Here is a 25,465-nt window from a genome sequence, read left to right as displayed (position 1 = left end):
AATGCAAAATTTTGATTCTGTGGTACAATGAAAACAATATTTGCAATTGTATTATCAATTGCAATGATTTCGCTTCTGATTAGCTCATACCCAGCTAGTGCAATGGAGCAATCAGATCACATGTTTGATAAAAAATCATCAGACAAGATGGACAAAAAGATGACAGACAAGAAAAAGACCGACAAAAAAGACACCAAAAAGAAATCAGACAAGAAAAAGATGGTAAAAAAAGCTACGGCCAAAACAGACAAAACTAGTGATAAAAAAATGACGGAAAAGAAAATGGCAGATAAAATGGAAAAAACACACACTGCACCAAAATCAATTGGCAGCGTGGACCTTTCCATGGCATCCCCGATCCAGGGCTCACCTGATGCCAAAATAACCATAATAGAATTTGGTGATTATCAGTGCCCCAAATGCTATTCCTGGTTTACCAAGGAAAAGCCAACAATTGAATCCCAGTACATCAATACCGGCAAGGCAAACCTGGTCTTTGTGGATCTGTCGTTTTTGGGCGCAGACTCTGATTCTGCTTCAATTGCGTCATATTGCGCAGACGAGCAGGGAAAATACTGGCAATATCACAGCACCCTATACAAGAACCAGGGCGGAATTCAGAGCGGATGGGCAAGCAATGCCAATCTGAAAAAATTTGCATCTGATCTTGGACTTGATTCAGCAAAATTTGATGCCTGTCTGGACTCTGCCAAATATTCCGACAGAATAAAGCACAATGGTGTGGTATCGTCATCAAGTGGTGCACAAGGAACTCCGACATTTCTAATTGTTGGGCCCAATGGTGTAACAGAGAAGATTTCTGGCCCGCAACCTGCATCCGTGTTTTCCGGCGTGATAGACAAGATGTTAAAGTAATTTTTCAATCCCAACTTTTTTCTTAATATGATAATCAACCACTTAGATTATCTACAAAAACAATCTCCTTACAACATTGAACAAGATTAGGCGTTTTTTCAAAAGTCTTGGGCCTGGTGTGATCACTGGTGCCTCAGATGATGATCCTTCCGGAATTGCCACGTATTCACAGGCGGGAGCCCAGTTTGGATTTGGGCCTCTATGGCTTGCACCGTTTCAATATCCGTTGATGAATGCAATTCAGGAAATGTGTGCAAGAATCGGTCTGGTCACCGGTGGAGGATTGGGCAATGCAATAAAAAAACAGTTCTCAAACAAAACCATACTCCCAATAACTGCACTTCTTCTGATTGCAAATACAATAAACATTGGAGTTGATATTACTGCAATGGGAGCTGCAACAAGACTCATTTTTCCACAAATTCCAGTCTTTATTGCAGCAATCTGCTTTACTGTGTTTGTTGTAGTTGCCGAAATCTTCATTCCGTATAAAAAATACGTTAAGATTCTCAAATTCTTGACATTTTCACTGCTTGCGTATGTAGTCACCGCAGTTATTGTGGGCGGAAATCTAGAACAACTCCTTGTGTCGACTTTTGTTCCACACATTGAGCTTAATCCGGCATTTGCAATGATGTTTGTAGCATTGTTTGGCACGACAATTTCTCCATATCTTTTCTTTTGGCAGGCATCCGAAGAAGCAGAAGAAGACGTGGCAAAAAACAAAATCCAAGACATTGGCAGCGGAATCCCAAAAATAACAAAATCAGAACTCAATACAATGAGAATGGATGTCAAGATTGGCATGGCCTTTTCTCAGTTAGTGATGTGGTTTATCATTTTTACATGTGCGCAAACATTGTATCAAAATGGAATAACTAACATTGCAACTGCTGATGATGCAGCAAAAGCATTAGAGCCACTAGTCCAATCCTTTCCATATTCTGGACAAATATCGAAAATAATTTTTGCACTGGGAATAATTGGTACTGGATTATTGGCAATTCCTGTATTGGCGGGCTCTTCTGCATATGCACTTGCAGACGGCTTTGGCTGGAGGCAAGGCTTGAGTAAAAAATTCAGGCAAGCAAAGGCATTCTATCTGTCCATAATTATCTCAACTGTGATAGGCCTTTTGATAAATCTAGTAGAGACAAATCCAATTACTGCCTTAGTCTATGCGGCAATCATTAATGGTATAGTTGCAGTACCAATGTTATTTGTAATATTAAAAATTGCAAACAACAAGCAGCTCTTGCATGATAACACCAACAACAAAACATCAAACGTGCTTGGTTGGTTTACTTTTTGCCTAATGTTAGCATCTGTATGTGTAATGTTTACATTTTTTATTTTGAGTCGTCTCTGACTTTGTTGTAAATGTAATAAAATAATGCACCGCTAGCTACAACACCGAGGCCCATCATTACAACAAATGGCTCAAACTGTATTATTCCAAGAATTGGTGTAATGATTCCAAGTGCAGCCAAAACTGGAAACTTTTTTACATTTACTGGTGATCTGAACTGCCTTTCCATATCTGGTTGTTTGTATCGCAGCCAAATTAATGCAAAATTCACCAACACAAACACCATGATTATTGCAAAAACCGAAATGTTTGCTACCGTTCCAATGTCTCCAATAAAGACAAACGATGCAGATAATGCACCAATTAGTATGACTGCGATCCACGGAGTCTTTCTTTTTTGGTGTATGGCAGAAAAAATTCCAGGCAGCGCCTTATCCAGTGATATGCCATATAGGATTCTAGAGCCAGACACCAGCATTATCAGAACGGTATTTGTAGTGGCAAAAAGTGCAATTATCAAAATTCCAAAGCCCCATTCCTGCCCAAGTGATTTTTTTATGACATCGGCAAGTGGTGCAACGGATATGCCAAGTTCCTGCCAGTCCAGTACTCGTACTGCGGATATAGAGACCAACATGTACACAATGGCAGTAATTGATATGGCCAAAATGATTGCGCGGGGCAGGACCTTTCTTGGGTTTTTTATCTCCTCGGCAATGTTTGCTATATTTTCAAATCCAATGTAGGCAAAAAACACGAGCGTAAATGCAGAGAATATACCTGAAAATCCATGTGGCGCATCAAAATAATCGATTTCTATTCCGGTAATGGATAGGCCAACCCAAATAACAATGCCAAGCCCTACTGCTTCTATTATGGTAAATATAATGTTCATTGATGAGGATTCTTTAATTCCAAAATAATTCACAAATGTCAGTATCGTAATGATTAGAATCGCTGCCAGAACAATTGGAATTTGAAACAACTGCGTGAGATATCCGCCAAATCCTAGAGCGATTGCAGCTGCCGATATTACTGCAACAAACAATGTCAGCCAGCCAACCAAAAACGCCACAAAATTATTCCCAAACGCATTTTTGACAAACGAATATTCTGCAGCTGCCTTTGGATACATTGAGGACAATTCCGCATAGCTCAAGCCGGTGAATATTGCAGAGACTGCTGCCAGAACAAATGAAATCCAAACCGAATTCCCGGCCTCGCCTGCAGCATCGCCAATCAATGCATAGATTCCTGCACCCAAAATCAAACCAACACCATACATTGTGGTATGGAACAATCCTAGGTGACGCTTTAGCTCAACCATGTCATGATCAAATGTTGAATTGCTTTATGTTTAATGGAAATTCAATTATCATATCTGGGAATCATGGCTCTGATTAAATACAAAAATTGCATAACCATACCATTGGAAGGGAGGATTAGCTGATTCCTGTATTTCCCCAAAACTGCTTTCTTCGCCTTCCTTCCATTCTTGCTGTGCAATGCAGTGTATACCTAGTTTCTAAATAATTTGTCATACAACCAAAATCCATGAAAGTAACCAAAGTTACAGGAAGAGGAACTGGCACCAGAACAACTGATGTCTCGTCCCAAAACTGGGCGGGCGACGAATACAGAAAAACCCAGCAGGAAAATCTTGCCAAAATAGGCAAAAATGTAACACTTGCGCTGGGCAGGGGTAATCGAAGCATTCCGCTCAAGGACCTTCCTACACCAAAGAGCAGACCATCCACTGAGGGAATGGTGCGCGTCACCAATAGGGGAACGGGCGCTCGAAAAAGCACAAACAAGGGCAACTAGCCCATTTTATTTTTTATAATTCCAAGTCTGAAAATTATATTCGCTGTACAAATATCAACAAACCAAATCCTAGTCTGTGGACCGCGAAAAAAGATTTGTAATCGTTGCACTGGTTGGAGGATTTGCCGCGCTTGGAGGAATTATTCTCTTTACAGGACAAGGCTATGTCAGACATGTCAACATTTTCTTTCCAGAAGAGATCCGCCAAACCCTAGAATTTCAAAACATTGATGGCCAAACCGTAGTGGTTGGAACAATTGGTAATTTGGGGGTAAACCCCAGTCTTATCTCTAGGACAGAGTTTGCCTATATTCTGACCATCAAAAACGCAGACACCAAGCCGCATCTGTTCTATGTTGATACCATAGGAGTAAAGACCAAGCTACTAGAGTCTGGACAATCCGATACCATAATCATCCAAAGCAAGCAAGAGGCCACCTTCCAATATTATGATATTGCAGAAAAAAAGCAGCTCCTCGGAACAATTCAGATAAAGCGCGTAAATCTTACCGAATAATATGATATCAATAATTGGTTCAGGACAAGTCGGATCTGCAGTTGCGTTTTTGTGCGGCTCTGAAGGACTGGATGATATTGTTCTGGTAAACCGGGACGAAAAAAAGGCAATAGGTGAAGCACTGGACATATCAAATGCAGTACCGTCTAATTCCACCATGTCAATCAAAGGTACTGGAGATTATTCACAAATCATAAACTCGGATGTCATAATAGTTACTGCAAGCATTGGCACACACCAAGCTAGTAGGAGCGATATCATGCTTGATCAAAGCATGCTGATAAGAGACATTGCCAGAAAAATCCAAACCTTTGCACCATCTGCAAAAGTCTTGATGGTGACAAATCCAGTTGATGTGATGACGTATTTGGTTCAAAAAGAAGGCAAATTAGGCTCAAAAAATGTCCTTGGCGTGGCATCCAGCCTCGATTCTGCGCGACTCCGGTATTATTTATCAAAACACTTTGGGGTGAGCCAGGCCCAAATTCATGATGCGCTAGTATTGGGTGAGCATGATGATTCAATGGTGCCAGTCTTTTCCCATGCAAAGCTTGGCAACACACCAGTAAATGATCTGCTAAATGAAAAGCAAAGATCACACATAACATCTGATGTGCGAAACTATTGGAAGTCGCTGCGCAACTACAAGGGCAGCTCTGTGTTTGGAATTGCAAAAAATACCTATGACATCATATGTGCCATGATACAAAACAAATCATTCGATGTCTGTGCATCTGTTTTGCTGGATGGGCAGTATGGGCTTGATGATGTGTGTATGGGAGTTCCAGTTACAATAACAAAAGACGGAATTGTACAAATCAACGAAGTCGCATTGACTGGTGAGGAAAAACAACAATTACAAAAATCAGCTGGTATAATACAAAAAAATATTGCAAGAGCTCAAGAATTTCTAAAATCTAGCCGATGATCTGATTTGTGAGTCGTTGCAGAAATACCAGCCTTTTGATCGGGATTCTTGTTTTCTGTGCAAGCTCGTACAAATCTACATCCAGAAGGTCCTTTGCAATCATGATGTTGTTTTCAGATAATAGGTACAGTTCTTTTTTGCTTGGGCCCAAAATAGTAACTGGGTATAGTTTCTTTTGCTCTATCATTGTTTCAAGGCCCATGTTTTGCGGAAATCTCCACGAAAGAATCCTCTGTCCTATGCATGTAGCATATGTTATTGCCTCTGGCGATACCTTGGTGTTGCATACTAACATTTCATTGTCAAATTTTTCCCCAAGATCCAAAAACCTTGCATGTGTGTATAGTGATTCTTTGAGGCCTGTGTACCTTCCTGGAAAGTTGTGATATTTGCACTCGACTAGCCATTTTTTGCCGTTTTCCGACTCTAATGCGAGGTCTACCTCGTGAATTACACACCGTCCCTGCATCTTTGCGCCAATTGATTTTACTTTGTAACCAAAATGCCTCAGAATCTGTCCAACATAGGATTCAAAGGAAAATCCTGCAGGACCCATCTTCATTATGGACTCCTTTAGGCGGTATCGATGCTTTATGGCAGGAGTTGCATTGTCTGATAAATATTTGAGAACCATCCTGTAGATTTCTTTGGTGCTCATTCCATAATGGGCCCTGGAATGGATCTGCCTTGAAATTCTTTTTGCCAGTATTGGATCTGCGCCTGCCCTAATACATGTGATCACTACCTTTCTTGGATCAAACTCTGCCTTTTGCCCGTTTGCCTTTGTTATGATGATTTTTTTCAATAACTAGTACATTCCCTGTCCCTGGCCAGGCATCTGTGGGGGTGGAGATGATCTTGATACTGCTACTACATTGTCTATTCGTAGGATCATGTTTGCGGTCTCTGTTGCGGATTTTATTACCTGCTCTTTTACCTTGATTGGTTCTAGCACATCGATTTTTTCAATGTCTCCAACCACTCCGTTTGTGGCATCAACTCCAGTGTATTTTTCTCCGGCACTCTGCTTTGCTCGCAACTGAGTTATCACATCAATTGGATTCATCCCCGAGTTTCTTGCCAAAGATATGGGAATTGATTCTAGGGCTTCTGCAAATTTTTCTACTGCCAGCTGTTCTCGACCAGACAGTGATTGTGCCCATGCTCGAAGCTTTGTTGCCATGTATGCTTCAGGTGCTCCACCGCCAGGAACAAAATATGGCCTTTCTATGACATCCTTTACTACCATTAACGCGTCATGAATTGCGCGCTCTACCTCATCTATTACTCGTTGTGAGCCGCCTCGAATCAAAAACGTGACTGCCTTTGGGTTCTTACATCCTTCAATGTAGGTCCAATTGTCCTCTTCAATCTGTTTTTCCTCCACGTTTTGTGCCGACCCTAGGTCTTTTTCTGTGAGATCATCAACATTTCCTACCACACGGGCACCAGTTGCCTTTGCAAGCTTTGTCATGTCAGATTCCTTGATGCGGCGAACTGCCATGATTCCTGCCTTTGCCAAATAATGTTGAACGATATCGTCAATTCCCTTTTGGCAGAGGACCACGTTTGCACCAGTGTTTTTTATCTTGTCCACCATCTCCTTTAGAATCTGGTTTTCCTCTTCCATGAAGGACTTGATCTGGTTTGGATTTGAGATGTTTATTTTTGCCTCAAACTCTGTCTTTTCTATTTCTAATGGGGCAGACACCAGTGCGATCTTGGCGTTGTTGATTTTCTTTGGCATGTTGTTGTTTACTATTTCCTTGTCCAACACTATGCCGTTTATCATCTGGCTATCGGAAATAGAGCCACCTGTCTTTTTTTCCACCTTTACGTTGGAGATGTTTGCTCGATGATCACCATCCTTTTCTTCCGTTATGGATAATACTGCACTAACTACCAACTTTGCAAGATCTGCTGCCTCTACTGCCACAAGCTTTGTGAGCATCGAAGTCCTTGCTACTTTTTCTAAGGTTTGTTTATCTGAAATGTCTATTTTCTTTGCAATCTCGCCCAAAAACGATATGGCCTTTGTTGCTGCCTTTTTGTAGCCGTCTGCAATTATCACCGGATGAATGTCATTATCAATTAGCCATTCTGCTTTTTCTAACAATGCACCTGCAATCACAACTGCTGATGTTGTGCCATCGCCTACTTCGGAATCTGTTGCCTTGGCAACCTCTACCATCATTTTTGCTGCTGGGTGCTGCACGTCGATTTCCTTGAGAATGGTTGCGCCGTCATTTGTTATGGTAATATCGCCAATGGAATCAACTAACATCTTGTCCATACCTCTTGGGCCAAGGCTAGATGAGATGATCTCGGCAATCAGTTTTGCTGCGTTTATGTTGTTTTTCTGGGCGTCCTTGCCTCGCGATTGCTTAGAGCCCTCCTTTAGAACTATTACCGGTATGCCTTCTGATGTGGTCTGAATGGATGACATCATACCAGAATGATAAAAATCGTATTTATGGAATCAGCACAAATCTCAGAGTTGATAATTTGGAATTATCAGTTCTGAGAATTGTGTATTGTCTGTATATAGAATAACCATGGGTTTCATTCCATGGCAAACCAAGCAATATGGATTGGAATAGCAATTAGTGTGTTTTTTGCAGGACTGGGAATTGGTTATGCGGCGTTTCAGTCCAGCCCAAGCAGTATGATGTTGCAATCGCGACAACAGATGATGGCGCAAATGATGTCGGATCCTGCCACAATGAATGACTGGATGAACCAAATGATGGCAAATCCACAGGCAATGCAAAAAATGCATGACACCATGATGAGCAACCCAGATCATATGCAACAGATGCATGCAATGATGATGAATAATCCTCAACACATGCAACAGATGATGGGCCAAATGATGATGGATCCTGCAACAATGCAACAAATGCATCAAATGATGTTCCAAGATCCTCAGCACATGCAGCAAATGATGGGCATGATGAACATGACTGGCATGAATCCAGGCATGATGGGCCAAGGAATGATGAATCCAAACTCGATGATGGGTCCGGGCATGATGGGCCAAGGAATGATGATGGGCTCTATGATGATGGGAACGCCGATCACCAAACAATCCGATGTTCTCAAAACAATTGATAAAATCGAAGATCTACTTGATCAGGTTTCCACAAAATACAGTGATGGTGATTCTGTAGGAGCATTATCTACTGCTACAGAAGCATATCTGGAAAACTATGAGTACATTGAAGGAGCTATTGCATCAAAGGACCCAGATCAGATGGAAAAAGTTGAGCTCATGTTGCGACAAGACCTCAGACATGCAATCAATACTGGCCAATCTGCAGAGGAAATCAACTCCACAATAGATTCAATCAAAAAAGAACTGGATAACATTCGAAACCTATTCTAGATTGAATCAATTATCATTTTTGATTTTTTTCTAATTATTATTAATCTGATTATACCTAACTTCATACAATGAAGTGGCACTTTGAGGATTTCATTTATGGTGCATTTGATGGCTCGGTTACCACGTTTGCCATAGTTGCAGGCGCTATTGGCGCGTCCTTATCTCCAATGATAGTGGTGATTTTGGGCTTTGCCAATCTGTTTGCAGATGGATTTTCCATGGCAGTTGGGAACTATCAGGCCTCAAAGGCACGAGCCGAATTCATCCAAAAGGAGAGAAAAAGAGAGGAATGGGAAATAGAGCACATGGTGGAATCTGAAAAACGCGAGATCCGAGACATTTATGAAAAAAAAGGATTCACAGCCGATCTGCTAGATGAGATAGTGCGTGTGATTACCTCAAGAAAAAAGGTCTGGGTTGATACCATGATGAAAGAAGAGCTTGGACTGATTGAAGATGGTAGAAGGCCACTTGATACTGCGGCAAGCACAATGTTTGGCTTTGTGATAATTGGAATAATTCCGCTGATTCCGTTTTTGATCATTTATGTAACTGGAGTCAGCCTAAACTCTGAGAGCTTTTTTTATTCTGTAATATCTACTAGTGTGGCGTTTTTTCTGATCGGAATAATCAAAGGAAGGATAGTCAAAAAATCATTGATCAGATCTGGCATGATCACCTTACTAATTGGTGCAATTGCTGCAAGTGTTGCGTATCTGATCGGTGTGCTATTGGCTGGATTGATAAGCTAAAAGCTTGTTACTTGTTGTTCGTTGTTATCATCAAAGATTCTAGTTAGTGCATGATAGTACATGTTTCTAGTGTCCTCTCTGTTGCATACAGTATACAACTTCACAAAATCTGTTGCCGTAACTATTCCTAATAGTTCGTCCTCATCTAAGACTGGCAGTCTTCGTATTTTGCGCGAATACATCAGATCGGCAGCAAGCCAGACCTCCTCGTTTGGGCCAATGTGAATCAAAGGAGACGACATTACCTGCTTTACCTTTGTGTGAATTGGATATGCATGGGCGGCAATCGTAATTGCAAAGTCCCTATCTGTCATTATCCCAATTGGGATGCTTTTTTCCGTGACAATTACCGAACCCACCTTTGCCTTTTCCATTAGTTTGGCTGCTTCATTTACGGTAGATGAGGAATCTACCATAACCAAGGATCTGCTCATGATGTCCTTGACCAGTATCGTTGGCTGGGTTTGGGCCATTCATGTCTGATCACACCACAACACTATATCACATTCTTGTGAATTATCAGACCTGAAAATCAATCTAGAAAATCACAACATCTCTTTAATTTGATCACATTCCAGTCAAGTCCATGGCGCACAAAAAAATCCTAGTTGCACTGGATGGCTCTAAATCCTCATACAAGGCACTAGACCAGGCAATTTACCTGGCAAGACAAAACCAGGGAACAATTACTGGCGTGTTTGTGATTCCGTTGTTTTCAGTAAATGTGGCAAAACCCGCATCAAAGCTAGGCAAGACACTAGCAGAGGGTGGCAAGAAAATACTGGATGAGGCAAAGTCAAGGTGCGCAAAAAACGGAGTCTTGTTTTACCAAAAAATACTGTGCGGAAACGAAGGATTCAAGCTGGTGCATTTTGCAAAAAGCAACCAATCCGATCTCATAGTAATGGGATCCCGTGGGCAATCAAATGCCAGGGAATTTGTCTTGGGCAGCGTGTCTCACTATGTGACGCAAAAATCCCAGATTCCAGTATTGATAATAAAATAATGTTTCATGACAGGGTTCATGTCGCAAAGCTGTTATCAGAAAAGCTGAGTCATCTCAAAGGGACAAACTGCATAATATTGGCAATTCCACGTGGAGGTGTCATAATTGGCGCCGAGATGGCAAAGATTCTTGATATACCACTGGATGTAATAATTTCCAAAAAGATAACGCCGCCTGAGCATCCTGAATATGCAATCGGTGCTCTGACATATGATGGAGTGATGTACTTTGGACATGACTGGGAGCGGTACTCGACCGATCCTAGATTTCAGGAAGAAATAAACAAAAAGAAATCCGAAGTAACAAGACAGATTCAGGCGTATCGGGGCCACACAAACTATGAGTTTGGCAACAAAACCGTCATACTAGTCGATGATGGGATTGCAACTGGTGCTACTGTTTGTGCCATAATACAATGGTTGCAGAAAAAAGCAATCAAAATAATTCTGGCAACGCCAGTCATACCATATGTGACAGCAGAGATAATCAAAAGATTTGACGTACAAATCGTATCTCTGCAAACACCAAAAGAATTCTCATCAGTCGGACAATTCTACAGAAAATTTGACCAAATACCGGACTCTATAGTGGTTGGGATACTACACAAGTTTAGCGCACAATCAAAACAGGACAGCTAGCATGTTCTGATACCTTTCTGCTTACGCTGCCAAGTGACTTTAGCTTGGAAACTCCGTGCAGTCCCTGACTGCCTATGATGATTAGATCGGCTGATTTCTTTTTTGCCATGGCCAGTATCTGCTCTGCAACATTACCATTCACTGCCACCTTTGGGTATGCCCTGACTCCTTTTGATTTGCAAAACTTTACCTGTTCGTTTTGCATGTGTTCGGCTTCTATCTTTGATGCCTGAAGCAGCCTTTTTTGTAAGGTTCCGCGCGCCGACTCTCGGACCAGGCCCAAAAGCGAGCCTGGGGGAACCACACCACCCGTAGTAATTATGGTACAAAGATGAATTATTGCGTCATTATTTTTTGCAATGTCTACTGCATGCTCTAGTGACTTTTTTGCATATTTGGAGCCATCAAATGGCACAAGAATTCTTTGATATGTCATTTTACCAAAAGAACCGGAATCTGGGACTTGTGTAAGACTGCGTTTGATACCGATCCCAAAAACAATTCCTTTACTCTGCCTTTGCCTCTGGCGCCAATTACTATGAGATCAACTTTTTTCTTTTTTGCAACGCCGATTATCTGCTCAACTGGGCTGCCATACAATATGGCATATGTGAAAAGAATCCCATGTTTTGCCGCTCTGTATTTGGCTCGCTCCAAAAATATTCCGGCCTCCTTTCTTTGGTAGATTTTGTAGGGCGAGACTGCCGGCACAAACTCTGCTGGCAAAAACGGAATTATATTCAAGCCAAGGATTCTTGCATGGGTTGCACGAGCCATCTCGATTGCCTGATCTAGTGCTCGCTCGGCAGTTTTAGAGCCGTCCATTGGGACAAGAATTCTCTTGATTTGATTTTTTACCATGATGATATGGTTTTGGCTTTTTAATTTAAACATCTTGGTATGATTATCATCTCTAGTAATGATTGACTCCAAATTATCAGCCCTGAGATTTGTCTTTATTCAATAAATACGATTTTTGCTGTCTTGGTGTGATGGTGTTTTGCAAGATTTTGGTGTGCTGTGATGGCTCCAAACATTCGGATAAAGCAATCAAGATATCGTGTGATATTGCAAAAAAATACGACTCGGATCTTACCATCATCTACGTGGTGGATAAAACCCTCAGGTCTGATGTGTTTGCGGGATCCGAGTACACAAAAATTCTCAGAAAATATGCACAAGACACCATATTGCGAGCACAAAGACTGGCAAAATCTCAAGGAATCGAGTCAAATGTGATAATAAAGGAGGGAAACGTATCTGAGCAAATAATCCAGTATTCCAAAAAATCAAGGACTGATCTTATTGTGGTTGGCAGCAAGGGGCTGGGTGCCGTGTTGCGATTCATGCTTGGAAGTGTTTCCACAAAAATAGCAAACCACTCGCTCTGCTCTGTGCTGATAGTGAAATGAGCATGCATCATGGGGCATTCTGTGTTTTCTGTGACAACCCAAGGACAATTCATGCTGATAAGAGACAATGGCTAATACACCTGGCAGGCCATCGAGAAAAAATCATTGCACATATCGTAGATAACTATGAAAAATGTCCTCTTGGTGCATATCCGAGATTGATTCCAAGCAAAACAGAATATGCAGGACACCTAAAATGGTCGCATACAAAAAAAGAATTGTTCTTGTGGGCCTATCAGAATTTGATAGAGGGCCAGATCTCGGTTCTTCCCTAGGTTAGTCTTTTGTAAATTGACTTGAACTCTTCTGCTAGAGTGTATGCGAGATTTTGCATGTGGGTTATCTCTATCATGTTTGTCTTTCCGCGGGCAAGCTGCCTGATTAGTGTCATGCACTGGTGAATCTTGTTGTGACTTTCTTCTGTTGCGTCGTTTGGGCCTTCCACCTTTGTTATGACATCATAAAAGCAGACATTAAAGTCTAGGCAGAACTTCAGAATGTTTTCCTCCCAGTTTTTTGATGTGGTTGGAATCTTCATGCCGTTTGCAAGCTCCTTGAATTCGTTGTTTCTATCAATTAAGAGCATGTCCAGTGACTCTTTTGCCTTTTTTGGGTCATATCCATTTAGGCTCTCAAGTATGCCCATGTTTTTGAAAATCAATTTTTACTATTTAATGTCTTAGGGAAAAATCACATCTGAGAGACAATCCTAGAACTGATAATCATCTTCTGATCTTTTAAAGAACAAAAAGACACATTCCACATGACAGAACTTGTCCGAGATGTGATGAAAAAAAACGTCATCTCAATTGACTCGTCCATGAACATACAGGACGCAGCAAAGATGATGGATGATGCATCCATTGGGGCAATCGTAGTTTTAGAAAACGGAGTCGTAGTTGGAATCATAACAGAGCGCGACATGACACGAAGGGTAATTGCAAAGGGCAAACAATACACCATGGGCGTCAAGGAAGTAATGTCATCACCTGTTGTGGTGGTAAACCCAGATGATTCTGTATGGGAGGCCGCTCAGCTAATGAAGACTCGCAGAATACATCGAATACCGGCAGTACAAAACAACATGCTTGTTGGCATGATTACGACATCTGATATAGTAAAGCTGTGCAGCATAGGCTCTGATTCGGAAATGCGCAAGATAACTGAGCAGATCCTTTTGCGAATAAAGCCGCAATGACAATAGAATAAACAACAGAAAAGCGCAGGCAACTATTCAAATTTTTGACCTAGTGTGCTTCATATGGCATACCGTGCTCAAATCGATCCCATGGATATACAATGTATTCTGTGTCTCGTGTGAGCTCGGCATATACTAGCTGTTTTGGATAGTTTTGTTTTCTTCGAGCATAAATTGTTGCAAAGACCATACTGTCCGGGTCGTCTGCTCTCTGTATTATTTTTCTGAACGTCTCACCAGAATCGTAAATGTCATCAACAAAAAGCGAATCTGCAGGAACCGACTCTGAATCCACCAGAATTTGTTTGATGCCTAGTCGGTCTGCCATCAATCTTGCTGGCACCAGTCCACCCCTGCTGATTGTCGATATTGTTCTGAATTGGAGCTTTTTTGCTGCCAGCTTTTCCACCAGCCTCGTGATGGCCGATTCTATTTCGCTCCAGTTCTTGTAGTCGTGGACAATTCCCTTTTTCATTAACCAGTGATTCCAATCAAAACATTATGACTCTGTCGGTTAATTCTCATGACTGAAATTCAAATCTGGTAATCTGGTTGGAGCTTTATGTCGTTATACGAGTAATTGTGTGGTGTTGTTCTCGCTTGAAAAAATTCTGGTTCCGCTTGATGGTTCTGATAACTCCTTTAGGGCACTAGATGCGGCAATTTTTCTGGCATCCAAGTCTGATTCTGCAATAGACTTGGTGTATTGTGTTTCTGTGTTTCCAAGCATTGAGGTGCAAATGATTGATCCAATAAAATGCCAAATTCTGGAGCGCAAGTTTGCGGAATCGGTGCTCAAAAAGGCACTATCCATATGCAAAAAAAGTGACATCAAATCAAACCAAGCCATACTATATGGAACGCCGGGCTATACCATTACAAAATACATCAAAAGCAACAAAATTGATCTGGTAGTGATTGGCTCACGTGGGCGTAGCACAGTAAGGGAGGTCTTTTTGGGAAGCGTATCGAACTATGTTTTGCATAAATCGCCTGCACCGGTTTTGGTGATCAAGTGAATCCTAGCACAACTGATTTAAGATAATTTGTTATAGTATTATCATGAAGCTTAAAGGCAAAATTGCAATCATAACGGGCGCATCAAGCGACATTGGAACAGACATGTCCAAGAGATTCACAGAAGAGGGCGCCACCGTAATCATGCTTGGCAGAAATCTAAAATCATTGGAAAAAGCTCGTGCATCTGTCAGGGGAAACGCAGTATCGATGGCATGCGATATCATGAATGACTCTCAGGTGCTAAGCGTTGTGGAACAGGTAGTTGATCAGTATGGCAAAATCGACATCCTGGTAAACAATGCTGCAAAAATTAATGACGCAATCCATTTTCATGAAATGAAGGACTCTGATATTGTGGATTTGGTAAATACAAACATCTTGGGCACATTCAAAATTACCAAGGCAGTAATCTCCAAGATGCTGGATAACAAAAATGGCTCTATAATCAACATTGGATCTATCTCAAGTGAGCGTGCAATTCCGCGAGTTCACCTAGCTGTGTATTCTGCTACAAAGGCCGCAATTTCCATGTTTACAAAGTCCATTGCAGTTGAATATGCAAGAAAAAACATTCGATGTAACTGTTTGAATCTTGGAATAATCAATGCGGGCATGATAAAGCCGTACCTTGATGATCCTCAGGCACGAAAGGTTCTCGAGCAAAGACAGCCACTAAACAGAATTGGCGATCCTGCAGATGTATCAAACGCCGCAATATTCATGGCATCTGATGAATCAAAATGGATTACTGGAACCATTCTGAATATAGATGGCGGAAAATCTGCATCTGAAGGATAGTAATTCTCAGAGTTGGTTTTCTTCTTTGATATTATAATTATACAATAATATTCAGCAATCATGAATTATGCAATTCCACTTTTTGCTGTGCTTGCTATCATGTCTTTGGTAGGCTCAGCTCATGCCGAGGCAGTTCCCGATTGGATAAAAAATACTGCAAAATGGTGGGTGGAAGGCAAAATCACCGAGACTGAATTCCTAAATGCAATAAAATTTCTAATTGAGAAAAATATTATCATAATTGAGCAAAAAGAGGCAAAACCAGTTAACACAGTAGCAAACGTGGTAATTCCAAACGGCAATTCTGAGGTGGGAAACGTTGGATTTTACATTCCGCTAAACCTTGAAGTCAAAAAAGGAACCACCGTAGTATGGATAAATGATGATAACATTCAGCATACAATACAAAGCCAGGACGAGCAAGGAAACGTAATGTCGCTCTTTAACAGCAAGGCGCTAAAGACAAGTGAGCGATTTGCATACAAGTTCAATGAGGAAGGAGTGTACCATTATTTCTGCACAATTCACCCTTGGCGAGTCGGTGTAGTGACTGTTAGCTAGTGATTGCCCTTACCACATCTGATTTCGTGATAATTCCGCACAAGAGTGATTTTCTAACTACTGGCAGACCGCTGATTCCACTTCGTATCATGATTAGTATGGCAGCTGATACTTGCTCGTCTGCATTTACCGTTACTGGATTTGGGGTCATGATGTCCTCTGCCCTAAATGACAGAATATAGGAAAGCTGGTTCATTTTGAACTCGTCTGGATTTGGGTTTAGCCTGTACTTTTCCACTTCTTTTGGGTCTGCGAATTCTCTAATCCATTTTGGCATCTTTGCAGGCAGAAAATCTCTGTTTGTAATTATGCCAACTGGTTTTTTGTTTCGTGCAACTATGATGCGAGATATTTTGTGCTTGACTAGAAGACTTTCCACTAACAAGAGCGAGTCTGCTGGCATTACAGTAATCATGTCCTTGGTCATTATCTGTGACACCTTGAGTGGCTCTACTGACTGGGTCAAAAACACTGACGCCAGGTCTGTCTTTGTTATGATTCCAGCCAACCTGTCATTATCCATGACCAGAATCGAGCTTATCCTATGTGATTGCATCAATTTGGCACAATCATAAATGGTGTCTGATTTTTTCACTGTGATCAAATCCTTTGACATAAAATCTCTGACTGAGATCTTGCTGACCTCTTTTCCGCTGAACTTGTAGATTGCCCGAACAAAGTCTTTTTCTGTGATTATGCCAACTGGCTTTTTGTTACTGTTCAGAACAGGCATACGCCCTACATGGTGTTTTAGCAAGACCTCGCGTGCCTCAAGCAGATTCATGGTATCAGTTACTGTGATTGCATTTCTGATCACCTGATCAAGGCTAGAGTTTTTTAATTTCACAGCACTAATCTGGTGCCAAGTTTTTTTAAATATAGACAAAGAATATCAATGCTGAATATCAGATCTGAAAATTGTCTTGCTTGTTTAATTCATGTGTGGTGATTCAGTCAATTCATGAGCCTGGATGTAATTCATGACCACTTTAGTGGCATAATGAACAAAAAAATTGATTCCCTAATTAGTAAAGCAGTACTGGTTGATCCGACCTCTACAGTATCTGAGGCAATCCATACCATCCTGCACAATAACACGTTTGATGCGTTTTGCAGGGAAAACCACGTAACACTAAACGTAAACACGCGAGATCTCTTGCTTGGAAAAGACATTGTAAAGATGAATGTCCGCTCTTTCTTGCGCCCAATTTCCAGCCTGCAAAAGGGCGACACCATAGAAAAGGCAGTCAACATACTTACCCACAATAGAATTCGCTCAGCGCCAGTAGTAAAGGACGACCAAATCATAGGGGTGGTCTCATCAAAAGACATCCTAAAGCTGGTCTCTGAGCTTGACAACAAGTGGATAAAGGCAAACCAGATCTTTACTGCAAATCCACTTGTCATAGAAAGCAACACCCTATTGAGTACGGCAAGAATGTTGATGAGCAGCAAACGACTGGATCATCTACCGGTTGTGAAAAAAGACAAGATAGTCCAAGTTCTGACCTCAAATCACATGTTGCATACAATAATCCCGTCAGAGAGCATGGGAAGGGGCGATATTAGATCGGGCAAGCTCAATCGACTGGAATCATCCGTTGGAAACCTTGGCACAAACAGAATGGCAAGCTGTGCACCACTTGATGATCTGAATTACATCCTAGACGAGATGCTTCATGCAGACACTACGTTCTGTCTTGTCTCATTGTGGGATAATCTGCAGGGGATCATAACATACAGGGACATACTCAATCTGCTTGGCACCAAAGTAAAGAGCAAGGTTCCGTTGTTTATCGTCGGAATGCCAAAAGACGACAATGCCGGAATAATCGGGGAGAAATTCACAAAGATACTTGATAAGATACAGCGAGTCTATCCTGACATCCAAGAGGCCAAAGTCTATGTGAAGAAAAACCACGGAACCGGCAGCAGATACAACTTTGAGGTCTCCACCACAATAATCACGCCACATCAAAGGTACATGTTCTCAAGGAGTGGATATGATCTCAGCAAGATCTTTGATGAGATATCTGGAAGACTGATGCGATTATTGTCAAAGCGGGCAAAGAAGCGATACAAGCTGAGCATTAGATCTATTTCTTAAGATACAAGCAAAACTCGAACTAAATGATCATCTAATAATCGTGCTCTGAGAAATCCGATCCAAGCTCAATTGATGCAATCACTGTTTTTTCAGTAGTCTGGATTTTTAGTGACTTGTTTGGCAAAAACTCGTGAAATATTTCCTTGAATAGTTGCTCTGTGAAAAACGACCATTTCAGGCCCAGTTCGTGCTGTACTATGAAATGGTGCAATGCTCCCTCGATCCGGTGGTCTGACTTCATGCCTGAGGCACGCATGTAGTCTTCCAAGGTTTCTATGCAGCGCTTGAGATCATAGGAACCTTTCATGAATAATACCGATTCTTTGATTAGCGGAACAATGACACTGATTATTCTGTTGATGTCAGCACCCGACATCTCCTTACCAAGCTCTTCTAGGATGCTTTTAGGGATTGGAATTATGCCGATTTTGTCTGCAAATCTGTCCCAGGCCAGATATTTTTCCAAAATTTGCTTTACCAAAACATTGTGCGAGATGTTTTTTTGCATGGCTTCTGTTTCTAGCTCTTCGACTACTTTAGCTGGAAGTCTGTACGTGATACTACGAGTGGTTTCTTTTTTTGGTGGATGGGGCTTTCTTCTTGGGATTGTAGTTTCCAACTTGGATCTATACTACAATTCTCACTAAATAGTCTAGCGGAATGTCTTGTATTTTTCAAGCAGACTTGCGTGTGTGAGCACTTGACTAAATGCCCGTACGATATCTGCCTTGGTTACAATTCCAGCAAGCTTGTTGTTTTTTAGTACAATTACTGGTACGCCACTGACATTGTTTTTTGTCATTAGATCAGCGGCTGTTGCCAAATCGTCATCTGGCTCTACGATAAGAACCTCATATTTGATCATCTCGCCAACCTTTTTGTCCTCGGATGTTCCCTTTGGCAGTAGATAATCACGAATCTTTGCAATTGCCTTTTTGAAATATTCACTGTGCTTTAGAAAATCATTTGTTGTGATTATTCCCTTGACATTGCCCTTGTTGTCTGTTACAACAAGGCGTGATGTCTTGTTGTTGTTTATTATATCGAGTGCAAATCCGAGCGAATCGGATTCTCGGCAGCTTATCACCTCATCTGTCATGTAGTCTCGGACCCTGTATTTCCCTGGGTATAGTTTGGCATAGTGACGATTGATGTCTGTCTGGGTGGTGATGCCTATGACTTCACCTTTTTCATCAACTACAACAATCGAGCCGATCTTGAAGGTGTCCATCCTTGTTGCGCACTGTGCCAGATGATCCTGTTGACCTCCATCAATTGTTATGACATTTGTTTTCATTATTTCCTTTAATCTTATTTCGTCTAGTGCTCTAGATGTTGTGTCTTGTTCCAAGAATGCGTTAATGTTGCGTTCTGTTACTATTCCTATTGGTTTTTTGTCTTTTGTAATTACGACTCGCTTTACAAAATTGGTCTTCATCAAAACCAAGGCATCATGGATCGAGTCGTTTTCGGCCAAAGTAAACACTGGCGATGAGTACAGCTTTTCATCCATGACTAGTCATACCTAACAAATGATTTAAAACGAATTTTGATTATCAAGGCTGAATTTCAAAAATTGGAAATTAGCCCCTAATTGGATAGATTAGGAACGATCTCGACTTCTAGGTTGCCACCGTTGAATGTTGACGACATTGCCTTTACCTTGCTCTTATACAAAAAGTGCTTTTTGCCCTCTTGTGTTATCGAGCCGGAAATGGCAAGTAGCTTGTTGTCGTGTAAGATCTGCAGCCTTCTGTATACTGTGCTTATTGGGATCTTGCACTCTGCTGAGATCTCAATTGCTGCCTTTGGTGCAGTTATGGTGGCCTCAATTATTGCCCGACAATACTTGTCAGACATGATACCCAAGATGACGCCTTTTCGTTCGTCATCAATTTTTCTTCCTTCGAGCTGAACTTGCATGGTATGATGGTGATCAAAATTTGATATATCCAGTAGGACTGCATTGCATTGCAGTGCAATCACACTGCTTATGTGAAAAAATGCCCAAACCTAGGCATGATTGAGACAAAATTCCCAAAATTCCAGTGGGGAACAATTTCTGAGCAAAATTCGGGCCACACAAAAGGTGAATGGGGAAAATCCGAGCCGATGATCATAACTGCATATCGTATTAATTGGTCAAAATCAAACTGAGTGCAGTGCATTCATACTGCTTATCTTTTTGTTTATGACTCCACACCTACAATGATTCTGAACTATTCGATACTAGCTGCGGCTCTAGTCACGGCAGTCTTTGCAACAACAAACGCTTATGCCGATAGTGACAGTGTGGGCGATCTGAGCATTCGAACCACTTTCAAGTTTTCAGAAGGCAACGAGGACGTAAATTCTTTCAAAGTGTTTACGCAAAACTCTGGCTACAAGTGGGGACAGACTCCAACGTTTCAGCTATGGGGTGGTGTAGGTGCCGACAAGGAAATTCTATACAAGACTGCAGAGATGAGCTATGAGCGACGCGGAATGGCGCACGACTCTGATTATGATGAGTTTGATGTAGATATTTCTGTGGCTCACAATGCGAAGATACTACGAAAACTTGCCTATACGGATTGTCGCATAACTGACTATTTTGTTACTACCTTGCATGATAATGATGAGACATTTTCGGGCAAAACCAAGTTTGTCTATGCAGATGTCTTTGAGTTTGAGTGTGGTGGTTATAGAATAATCCCGACATCAAAGCTAAACCAAAACAACGGTCAAGCTCTTAAGAGCTAACTCTTTTTCTTATTTTACTACTAGCACTGGTATGGATGATTTATGCAACACATAGTTTGATACGCTTCCAAAGAAGACTTCCTTCACTGCACTTATCCCTCTAGCACCAATCACAATAAGATCAAATCTCTTATTCTTGGCAAATTTTACAATCGTACTACTGGTATCGCCAAACACTATTTTTTGCTCAAAGATGATTCCATTTTGTGCCGAGTGTCTTTTTGCAAAATCCATCAGATTTTGGGCGCCTCTTAGGCGTGGTTTTTCTGGATATCTAGGTGATCTAAACGCTGGATGCGGAGGCCTTGGAATTACATAGATTCCAGTTATTGTTGCTTGGCATTGCCTTGCCAGATAAATCGCATTATTCAGTCCGCGAATAGAATTCTTGGAGCCGTCCAACGCAACAAGAATTCTCTGATACTTTGGCTTGATCACGGAGTAATACCGAGACTGAATGTAATTAAAGCAAACACAAAATTATCACAAATGAGATTAAGTTCTTTTTCTATTTTGATAATTGACTAGCTCTTTCAAATAACTAAATCAAGGATCAGTAATGATGGGAAAACAATACACATGTCCTTACTGCGAATCCAAGTTTCCTTCCAAAGAAGACCTCTCAAAACACATTGACCGAATCCATGATGGGTCTGGATTATTGGAAGGCGATACCAGACGATTCTAAAATGCAATTAATCCTGTTTTTGATATTTGGAGTTGTTTTGTTTCCAGGATTTGCGTTTGCAGATTCTATTCAGCCAGTCCAGTATGCGGACATTGCAGAAATCATGATGAAAAAATACCAAATCAATGTGGATAATACCGATTTTACAATATTCTATCGATTTAGTACCGTTGGGGAGGGTGAAAGCTCAGACGAGGATCACATTGCACAGATTACATCTATTGATGTAAATCAGGACAGAAAATCACTGGTAATTTCACTTGATAATGTAAACCAGGAAGATATAATGTCAGTAAGATTCTCACAGGAGCTTGTATTCGGCGAAGGGAAACGACTGACTTTGCTCATAGATGGAAAAGAAAAAGGATACGAATCCTCATCCCAGAATAACAAAAGCACGATGATCTTTGTTCTACCCAAAGACACGACACAGGTAGAAATTGTTGGAACACGAGTGATTCCAGAGTTCCCATCAGGCGTTCTAGCCTTGATTGTTGTATCATCTGGTGTGATCCTGGCACAAAAACTAAGGAAAAAATCTAGTCGTATTCCTGCATTCGCTCTGAAAGCAGAGCCAGACAGATATCCCATGGGCTGATCACCTGATCACGAAAGACTGCATAGGGGTGCTGCATTCCAAACATAATGCTTGCAAGCTCGTTTACCATGATGTCTTTTGTTATGACCTTTGCATATTCTAATCCGAATCCAGTCACTGGCATTTCCAAAAAGTTGTTTGTGTTTTTTAGATAGTTCAGATCTGACGCAATTTTTTCTATTATTATTCTGTCACTGATGAACTGGTTTGTATTTTCTAGAAGAATTTTGCGGGTTTTGTTTTTGAGCATTGCATTGATGACCTCATTTATTGTAGAGTTTGTGCTAAATGTGTGAATTTTCTTTTTTGGCAGCTCCGATATTCTCATGTCAGTCATCGATATTTTTCCAACCTCAAGCATTTTTCTAGCAGAAATAACAGAAAAGCCACCAATTGCGTTTGGAATTATAGAAAATGCCCTACCTGTGTTTTTCCAGTCTTGTACGGTGTCGCGAACAGTACTCGTGCCGGAAACCCGAGTTACGATATTAGACATTATTTTTTCAATTACGTCCTCAAATATGCTTCTGGATGGATTTGCCAGTATTTTTTCCACAATCTCTCGCCCACCGACAACACCAATTGGCTCGTTCTTGTCTCCTGTTACAATAAGTGAGTCTGCCATGGACTCTAGATATGGAATCAAAAGACCGATTGCCTCCTCTATTTTTGCCTGCTTCTGTATGCTAACGCCAGGAACTGCAGTAAGCGTCGTTGGTATGAGATCCCTTAGCATCCTGTCTGCAATCATGAATCAATTGAGAAATTCCAAGTTTTAATGCCTAGTCTGATTATCATCTCTGAGAAATTGGATAATCCTAGGATAAATGATGAATTAATTTTTAATATTGCCTCAAAGCTCAGATGATCACTTGATAAAATTATTAATTTTTGCAGCATTTTTTGCTGTCTTGCTTTCGGTCAACCTGGCATATGCACAACACCATGGTGGCTCTGCAGCCCCTCCAGTGAGCTTTGGGGACAAGCAGGTTACAATTTCCGCAGCACTAGATCCTGCTGATTTCAACCCATCAAAAGACTCCACTGCCAAGCTAAACGTTAGATTCTTTGATTCAAAGTCCAATACCAACATAGAAAAAGTCACATATCGAGTCCAGATTCTTTCCGGCGAGACCTTGCTTGCAGCCCAGATGTTTTATGACAGCGATGGCGAGCTGACAGTAAAAATCCAGCCAAAATCTGGTTGTGCAGAAAAAGAGGTCTGGCGTTGCACAAAATATGAGGGCGATAAGGATCCCATAGTTCCAAGTGCACTAACATCATCAGCTACCAGCACACCAATAATGAAAGGTCCAGTCTTTGACAAGCCGGGACCATACACAGTAAAAGTAGCAATAATTGGTGCAACAAATCCAAAAACCCAAACCACAGAAGACATTGAATTTGAAACTACAATAAACATCGCTCAAGAACAACAACTCTCACTGGCAACAACCACTGGCAAGACGCCAGTCACTGTCAGAACCTTCCAAGATGAGATAACAAACTTCCAGTTTACAGAATCGACCAATACAATATCATTTGAGATGCCATTCCATTGGGAGCATGCTCAACACACTCCAATGATACGAACTGACATTGAAATCCCGAAATCCTTTGCTAACTTCCAGAATGTAAACAGCTTCAAGGGAACTGTTAATGGCATTCCGATATTTTCAAAAGATCTAAGTCTTGACACATATTCAAACAAGGACACAAACGTGCTTCATTTTGTGATTACTGGAGAAGAGCTCAAAATGCTTGCCAAAAAGGTAACCGACAAGCATACAATGGTTGTGCAAATAATGCCTGATGCAAGTGCAGTCCTCAAATCTACTGATGTAAAATTCTCAAACGGCTACAAGGCAACCATATCGTATGATCCGAGATATGGATCAAGCAAGGATGTCTCATTTACCATGGCATTCTTTGATTCATCTGGTGCTCTAGCAAAAGACATCAGATATGCATACAGCGTACAGGACTATAAAGGAAAAGAGTTCATCGTAAATACTGGCAAAAATGGCGACATTCTTGGAATACCAGTACCAAGCGGAGCTGATTCAAGACTAATCACGATCCCATCCAAGGGAGCTTATACACTCCAGATGTATCTGATAGGGCGAGGACTGGTTGACTTTGATCCATATGTTCCGGCTAGCCTAAAGTTCAACATCTCTGATGTTTCTCCTGACACCAAACCCGATACTAAATCTGACACCAAACCCGATACTAAATCTGACACCAAACCCGATACTAAATCTGACACCAAACCCGATACTAAATCTGACACCAAACCCGATACTAAATCTGACACCAAACCTGACACCAAATCCGATAAAGACAAAAAGACAGACAAAAAAGACACCAAGAAAAAAGATACAAAAAAGAAAGATACCAAAAAGAAGGACACAAAGAAAAAGACCACAACAAAAACCGTAAAAAAGCCCACCAGTTCCACAAAATAGTAATCACATTTGCGGAACATGTTTTTAAAAAACACAAACAATTGGTTTTAAATCAAATCTGAAAAACAACTTTCATGTCATTGGACAAATCTAACAAACAGACACTAGTCACATGTCAAAGATGCAAAGAACAAACCAGTCTATCTGATCTGGATGCAACACTATATCGAGAAAACTGGTATCATCTGTCCTGCTGGAAGGCACTAGTCGGCAAATTCTAGATTGCCTTTTCGCCCTCAGCGCCTGTCTTGATATCATAGGTGCGAAGGACAGGATGCACAAAGATCTTGCCTATTGTTGCATTTTGTTTTATTATTTGAATTGCTTTTTCTTCCATATTTTCTGGTATGATTATCTCCAGAACGTACTTGTCTGAGAACTGGGGAATGAACACTTCGGTTCCTTTTGATGCGTGGATTTCAGGGCCTGGATTCTTTCCACGCCCACGTTTTTTTGAGACGGTCAGGCCGCCAACATTGATCTGCTTTAGGCCTTCACTTACTGCCATTACCTCATTTTTTGGCAAAATGACTTCGATTCGTATCAAGTGTTTTTCAAATCCATCACACAGTAAAATATCTTTTTTTGAATCTCATTGATGCAACATCCGATAATCAAATGATTATCAAAATTGAAAA

General features: G+C 41.1%; 37 protein-coding genes. 22 read left to right on the top strand and 15 right to left on the bottom strand.

Going from position 1 to position 25,465, the window contains the following annotated elements:
- Positions 1-27 precede the first annotated feature (27 nt).
- The gene (locus tag SU86_RS08055; RefSeq protein WP_052755639.1) at positions 28-876 is read left to right on the top strand and encodes a DsbA family protein; all 849 of its coding nucleotides are present in this window, start codon (positions 28-30) and stop codon (positions 874-876) included.
- A 76-nt stretch (positions 877-952) separates the two neighbouring features.
- A complete protein-coding gene (locus SU86_RS08050) occupies positions 953-2,245 on the top strand; it encodes an NRAMP family divalent metal transporter (RefSeq protein WP_048188683.1) in 1,293 nt (430 codons plus the stop codon).
- Here the strand turns inward: SU86_RS08050 and SU86_RS08045 are convergent.
- Positions 2,226-3,512, bottom strand: a complete 1,287-nt coding sequence (locus SU86_RS08045) for an APC family permease (RefSeq protein ID WP_048188682.1) — start codon at positions 3,510-3,512, stop codon at positions 2,226-2,228. The two genes, SU86_RS08050 and SU86_RS08045, sit on opposite strands and share 20 nt — an antisense overlap.
- Before the next feature lie 227 nt (positions 3,513-3,739).
- Here SU86_RS08045 and SU86_RS08040 point away from each other — a divergent pair, with 227 nt between their 5' ends.
- From SU86_RS08040 to SU86_RS08030, 3 genes are all read left to right on the top strand, one after another.
- Positions 3,740-4,009: a hypothetical protein gene (locus SU86_RS08040; RefSeq protein WP_048188681.1), complete on the top strand. Its 270-nt coding sequence runs from the start codon at positions 3,740-3,742 to the stop codon at positions 4,007-4,009.
- 76 nt (positions 4,010-4,085) lie between these two features.
- Complete coding sequence (locus SU86_RS08035) at positions 4,086-4,526, top strand: hypothetical protein (protein ID WP_048188680.1); 441 nt, start codon at positions 4,086-4,088, stop codon at positions 4,524-4,526.
- A 1-nt stretch (position 4,527) separates the two neighbouring features.
- Positions 4,528-5,454 carry a malate dehydrogenase gene (locus SU86_RS08030; RefSeq protein WP_048188679.1) on the top strand — a complete coding sequence of 309 codons (927 nt, stop codon included), beginning with the start codon at positions 4,528-4,530 and terminating at the stop codon, positions 5,452-5,454.
- Here the strand turns inward: SU86_RS08030 and SU86_RS08025 are convergent.
- On the bottom strand, positions 5,444-6,259 hold the full coding sequence (locus tag SU86_RS08025) for a restriction endonuclease (protein WP_148550849.1): 816 nt from the start codon (positions 6,257-6,259) through the stop codon (positions 5,444-5,446). The genes SU86_RS08030 and SU86_RS08025 overlap by 11 nt on opposite strands.
- A gap of 3 nt (positions 6,260-6,262) precedes the next feature.
- Positions 6,263-7,900: a thermosome subunit beta gene (gene thsB, locus SU86_RS08020; protein ID WP_048188678.1), complete on the bottom strand. Its 1,638-nt coding sequence runs from the start codon at positions 7,898-7,900 to the stop codon at positions 6,263-6,265.
- A 123-nt stretch (positions 7,901-8,023) separates the two neighbouring features.
- Between thsB and SU86_RS08015 the strand changes: the two genes are divergently transcribed.
- Together SU86_RS08015 and SU86_RS08010 are read left to right on the top strand one after the other, a co-directional pair.
- The gene (locus SU86_RS08015) at positions 8,024-8,839 is read left to right on the top strand and encodes a magnesium transporter CorA family protein (protein ID WP_048188677.1); all 816 of its coding nucleotides are present in this window, start codon (positions 8,024-8,026) and stop codon (positions 8,837-8,839) included.
- A gap of 68 nt (positions 8,840-8,907) precedes the next feature.
- Positions 8,908-9,591: a VIT1/CCC1 transporter family protein gene (locus SU86_RS08010; RefSeq protein ID WP_048188676.1), complete on the top strand. Its 684-nt coding sequence runs from the start codon at positions 8,908-8,910 to the stop codon at positions 9,589-9,591.
- Here the strand turns inward: SU86_RS08010 and SU86_RS08005 are convergent.
- The gene (locus SU86_RS08005) at positions 9,588-10,064 is read right to left on the bottom strand and encodes a CBS domain-containing protein (RefSeq protein WP_048188675.1); all 477 of its coding nucleotides are present in this window, start codon (positions 10,062-10,064) and stop codon (positions 9,588-9,590) included. The two genes, SU86_RS08010 and SU86_RS08005, sit on opposite strands and share 4 nt — an antisense overlap.
- Before the next feature lie 113 nt (positions 10,065-10,177).
- Between SU86_RS08005 and SU86_RS08000 the strand changes: the two genes are divergently transcribed.
- The gene (locus SU86_RS08000; RefSeq protein WP_048188674.1) at positions 10,178-10,597 is read left to right on the top strand and encodes a universal stress protein; all 420 of its coding nucleotides are present in this window, start codon (positions 10,178-10,180) and stop codon (positions 10,595-10,597) included.
- The gene (locus SU86_RS07995) at positions 10,597-11,235 is read left to right on the top strand and encodes a phosphoribosyltransferase (protein WP_048188673.1); all 639 of its coding nucleotides are present in this window, start codon (positions 10,597-10,599) and stop codon (positions 11,233-11,235) included. Before SU86_RS08000 ends, SU86_RS07995 begins: the two co-directional genes overlap by 1 nt.
- Here the strand turns inward: SU86_RS07995 and SU86_RS07990 are convergent.
- Together SU86_RS07990 and SU86_RS07985 are read right to left on the bottom strand one after the other, a co-directional pair.
- Entirely contained in the window at positions 11,207-11,671 is a 465-nt protein-coding gene (locus tag SU86_RS07990) for a universal stress protein (protein ID WP_048188672.1), read from the bottom strand. The two genes, SU86_RS07995 and SU86_RS07990, sit on opposite strands and share 29 nt — an antisense overlap.
- On the bottom strand, positions 11,668-12,096 hold the full coding sequence (locus SU86_RS07985; RefSeq protein ID WP_048189407.1) for a universal stress protein: 429 nt from the start codon (positions 12,094-12,096) through the stop codon (positions 11,668-11,670). Before SU86_RS07985 ends, SU86_RS07990 begins: the two co-directional genes overlap by 4 nt.
- 89 nt (positions 12,097-12,185) lie before the next feature.
- Between SU86_RS07985 and SU86_RS07980 the strand changes: the two genes are divergently transcribed.
- Together SU86_RS07980 and SU86_RS07975 are read left to right on the top strand one after the other, a co-directional pair.
- Positions 12,186-12,647 carry a universal stress protein gene (locus SU86_RS07980; RefSeq protein ID WP_158507488.1) on the top strand — a complete coding sequence of 154 codons (462 nt, stop codon included), beginning with the start codon at positions 12,186-12,188 and terminating at the stop codon, positions 12,645-12,647.
- Between the two features lie 2 nt (positions 12,648-12,649).
- Positions 12,650-12,922 carry a hypothetical protein gene (locus SU86_RS07975; RefSeq protein ID WP_148550847.1) on the top strand — a complete coding sequence of 91 codons (273 nt, stop codon included), beginning with the start codon at positions 12,650-12,652 and terminating at the stop codon, positions 12,920-12,922.
- On the opposite strand, the gene SU86_RS07970 is transcribed toward SU86_RS07975, so the two are convergent.
- Positions 12,919-13,293: a hypothetical protein gene (locus SU86_RS07970; RefSeq protein ID WP_048189406.1), complete on the bottom strand. Its 375-nt coding sequence runs from the start codon at positions 13,291-13,293 to the stop codon at positions 12,919-12,921. The genes SU86_RS07975 and SU86_RS07970 overlap by 4 nt on opposite strands.
- A 117-nt stretch (positions 13,294-13,410) precedes the next feature.
- Between SU86_RS07970 and SU86_RS07965 the strand changes: the two genes are divergently transcribed.
- Positions 13,411-13,845: a CBS domain-containing protein gene (locus SU86_RS07965; RefSeq protein WP_048188669.1), complete on the top strand. Its 435-nt coding sequence runs from the start codon at positions 13,411-13,413 to the stop codon at positions 13,843-13,845.
- A 49-nt stretch (positions 13,846-13,894) separates the two neighbouring features.
- Here the strand turns inward: SU86_RS07965 and SU86_RS07960 are convergent, their stop codons facing one another.
- Positions 13,895-14,320, bottom strand: coding sequence for a phosphoribosyltransferase (locus tag SU86_RS07960; RefSeq protein WP_048188668.1), 426 nt, complete (start codon positions 14,318-14,320; stop codon positions 13,895-13,897).
- Positions 14,321-14,429: 109 nt separating this feature from the next.
- Here SU86_RS07960 and SU86_RS07955 point away from each other — a divergent pair, with 109 nt between their 5' ends.
- Genes SU86_RS07955 through SU86_RS07945 form a run of 3 tightly spaced genes read left to right on the top strand, consistent with a single transcriptional unit; the run spans position 14,430 to position 16,224 of the window.
- Positions 14,430-14,864 carry a universal stress protein gene (locus SU86_RS07955; protein WP_158507487.1) on the top strand — a complete coding sequence of 145 codons (435 nt, stop codon included), beginning with the start codon at positions 14,430-14,432 and terminating at the stop codon, positions 14,862-14,864.
- Positions 14,865-14,907: 43 nt separating this feature from the next.
- Entirely contained in the window at positions 14,908-15,663 is a 756-nt protein-coding gene (locus tag SU86_RS07950; RefSeq protein WP_048188667.1) for an SDR family NAD(P)-dependent oxidoreductase, read from the top strand.
- 60 nt (positions 15,664-15,723) lie between these two features.
- Positions 15,724-16,224 carry a cupredoxin domain-containing protein gene (locus tag SU86_RS07945; protein ID WP_048188666.1) on the top strand — a complete coding sequence of 167 codons (501 nt, stop codon included), beginning with the start codon at positions 15,724-15,726 and terminating at the stop codon, positions 16,222-16,224.
- Here the strand turns inward: SU86_RS07945 and SU86_RS07940 are convergent.
- The gene (locus SU86_RS07940) at positions 16,217-17,071 is read right to left on the bottom strand and encodes a CBS domain-containing protein (protein ID WP_048189402.1); all 855 of its coding nucleotides are present in this window, start codon (positions 17,069-17,071) and stop codon (positions 16,217-16,219) included. The two genes, SU86_RS07945 and SU86_RS07940, sit on opposite strands and share 8 nt — an antisense overlap.
- Before the next feature lie 114 nt (positions 17,072-17,185).
- Between SU86_RS07940 and SU86_RS07935 the strand changes: the two genes are divergently transcribed.
- A complete protein-coding gene (locus SU86_RS07935) occupies positions 17,186-18,331 on the top strand; it encodes a CBS domain-containing protein (RefSeq protein ID WP_048188665.1) in 1,146 nt (381 codons plus the stop codon).
- 31 nt (positions 18,332-18,362) lie between these two features.
- Here the strand turns inward: SU86_RS07935 and SU86_RS07930 are convergent, their stop codons facing one another.
- The 3 genes from SU86_RS07930 to SU86_RS07920 form a co-directional block, all read right to left on the bottom strand.
- Entirely contained in the window at positions 18,363-18,950 is a 588-nt protein-coding gene (locus tag SU86_RS07930; RefSeq protein ID WP_048188664.1) for a hypothetical protein, read from the bottom strand.
- A 33-nt stretch (positions 18,951-18,983) separates the two neighbouring features.
- A complete protein-coding gene (locus SU86_RS07925; RefSeq protein WP_048188663.1) occupies positions 18,984-19,844 on the bottom strand; it encodes a CBS domain-containing protein in 861 nt (286 codons plus the stop codon).
- Positions 19,845-19,921: 77 nt separating this feature from the next.
- A complete protein-coding gene (locus SU86_RS07920) occupies positions 19,922-20,254 on the bottom strand; it encodes a helix-turn-helix transcriptional regulator (protein ID WP_048189400.1) in 333 nt (110 codons plus the stop codon).
- 48 nt (positions 20,255-20,302) lie between these two features.
- Between SU86_RS07920 and SU86_RS09650 the strand changes: the two genes are divergently transcribed.
- Positions 20,303-20,488: a hypothetical protein gene (locus SU86_RS09650; protein ID WP_148550845.1), complete on the top strand. Its 186-nt coding sequence runs from the start codon at positions 20,303-20,305 to the stop codon at positions 20,486-20,488.
- Positions 20,489-21,073 carry a hypothetical protein gene (locus SU86_RS07915; RefSeq protein ID WP_148550843.1) on the top strand — a complete coding sequence of 195 codons (585 nt, stop codon included), beginning with the start codon at positions 20,489-20,491 and terminating at the stop codon, positions 21,071-21,073.
- A 9-nt stretch (positions 21,074-21,082) separates the two neighbouring features.
- On the opposite strand, the gene SU86_RS07910 is transcribed toward SU86_RS07915, so the two are convergent.
- The gene (locus tag SU86_RS07910; protein ID WP_048188661.1) at positions 21,083-21,511 is read right to left on the bottom strand and encodes a universal stress protein; all 429 of its coding nucleotides are present in this window, start codon (positions 21,509-21,511) and stop codon (positions 21,083-21,085) included.
- 121 nt (positions 21,512-21,632) lie between these two features.
- On the opposite strand from SU86_RS07910, the gene SU86_RS09790 reads away from it, so the two are divergent.
- Together SU86_RS09790 and SU86_RS07905 are read left to right on the top strand one after the other, a co-directional pair.
- Positions 21,633-21,761: a DUF2225 domain-containing protein gene (locus SU86_RS09790; protein ID WP_236687690.1), complete on the top strand. Its 129-nt coding sequence runs from the start codon at positions 21,633-21,635 to the stop codon at positions 21,759-21,761.
- A 1-nt stretch (position 21,762) separates the two neighbouring features.
- Entirely contained in the window at positions 21,763-22,359 is a 597-nt protein-coding gene (locus SU86_RS07905) for a hypothetical protein (protein WP_048188660.1), read from the top strand.
- On the opposite strand, the gene SU86_RS07900 is transcribed toward SU86_RS07905, so the two are convergent.
- Entirely contained in the window at positions 22,301-23,110 is an 810-nt protein-coding gene (locus tag SU86_RS07900) for a hypothetical protein (RefSeq protein WP_052755631.1), read from the bottom strand. The genes SU86_RS07905 and SU86_RS07900 overlap by 59 nt on opposite strands.
- 121 nt (positions 23,111-23,231) lie before the next feature.
- Here SU86_RS07900 and SU86_RS09960 point away from each other — a divergent pair, with 121 nt between their 5' ends.
- Both SU86_RS09960 and SU86_RS09785 read left to right on the top strand, forming a co-directional pair.
- Positions 23,232-24,827: a peptidase gene (locus SU86_RS09960; protein WP_177318933.1), complete on the top strand. Its 1,596-nt coding sequence runs from the start codon at positions 23,232-23,234 to the stop codon at positions 24,825-24,827.
- 74 nt (positions 24,828-24,901) lie between these two features.
- Positions 24,902-25,048 (top strand): hypothetical protein, encoded by a 147-nt coding sequence (locus SU86_RS09785; protein ID WP_158507486.1) that lies wholly within the window; start codon positions 24,902-24,904, stop codon positions 25,046-25,048.
- On the opposite strand, the gene SU86_RS07890 is transcribed toward SU86_RS09785, so the two are convergent.
- Entirely contained in the window at positions 25,045-25,374 is a 330-nt protein-coding gene (locus tag SU86_RS07890; protein ID WP_048188659.1) for a P-II family nitrogen regulator, read from the bottom strand. The two genes, SU86_RS09785 and SU86_RS07890, sit on opposite strands and share 4 nt — an antisense overlap.
- Positions 25,375-25,465 lie beyond the last annotated feature (91 nt).

The sequence above is a fragment of the Candidatus Nitrosotenuis cloacae genome, assembly GCF_000955905.1.
Taxonomy (GTDB): Archaea; Thermoproteota; Nitrososphaeria; order Nitrososphaerales; family Nitrosopumilaceae; genus Nitrosotenuis; species Nitrosotenuis cloacae.
Note: the sequence above shows the minus strand (reverse complement) of the source record. Positions and strands in the feature narration are given on the sequence as shown.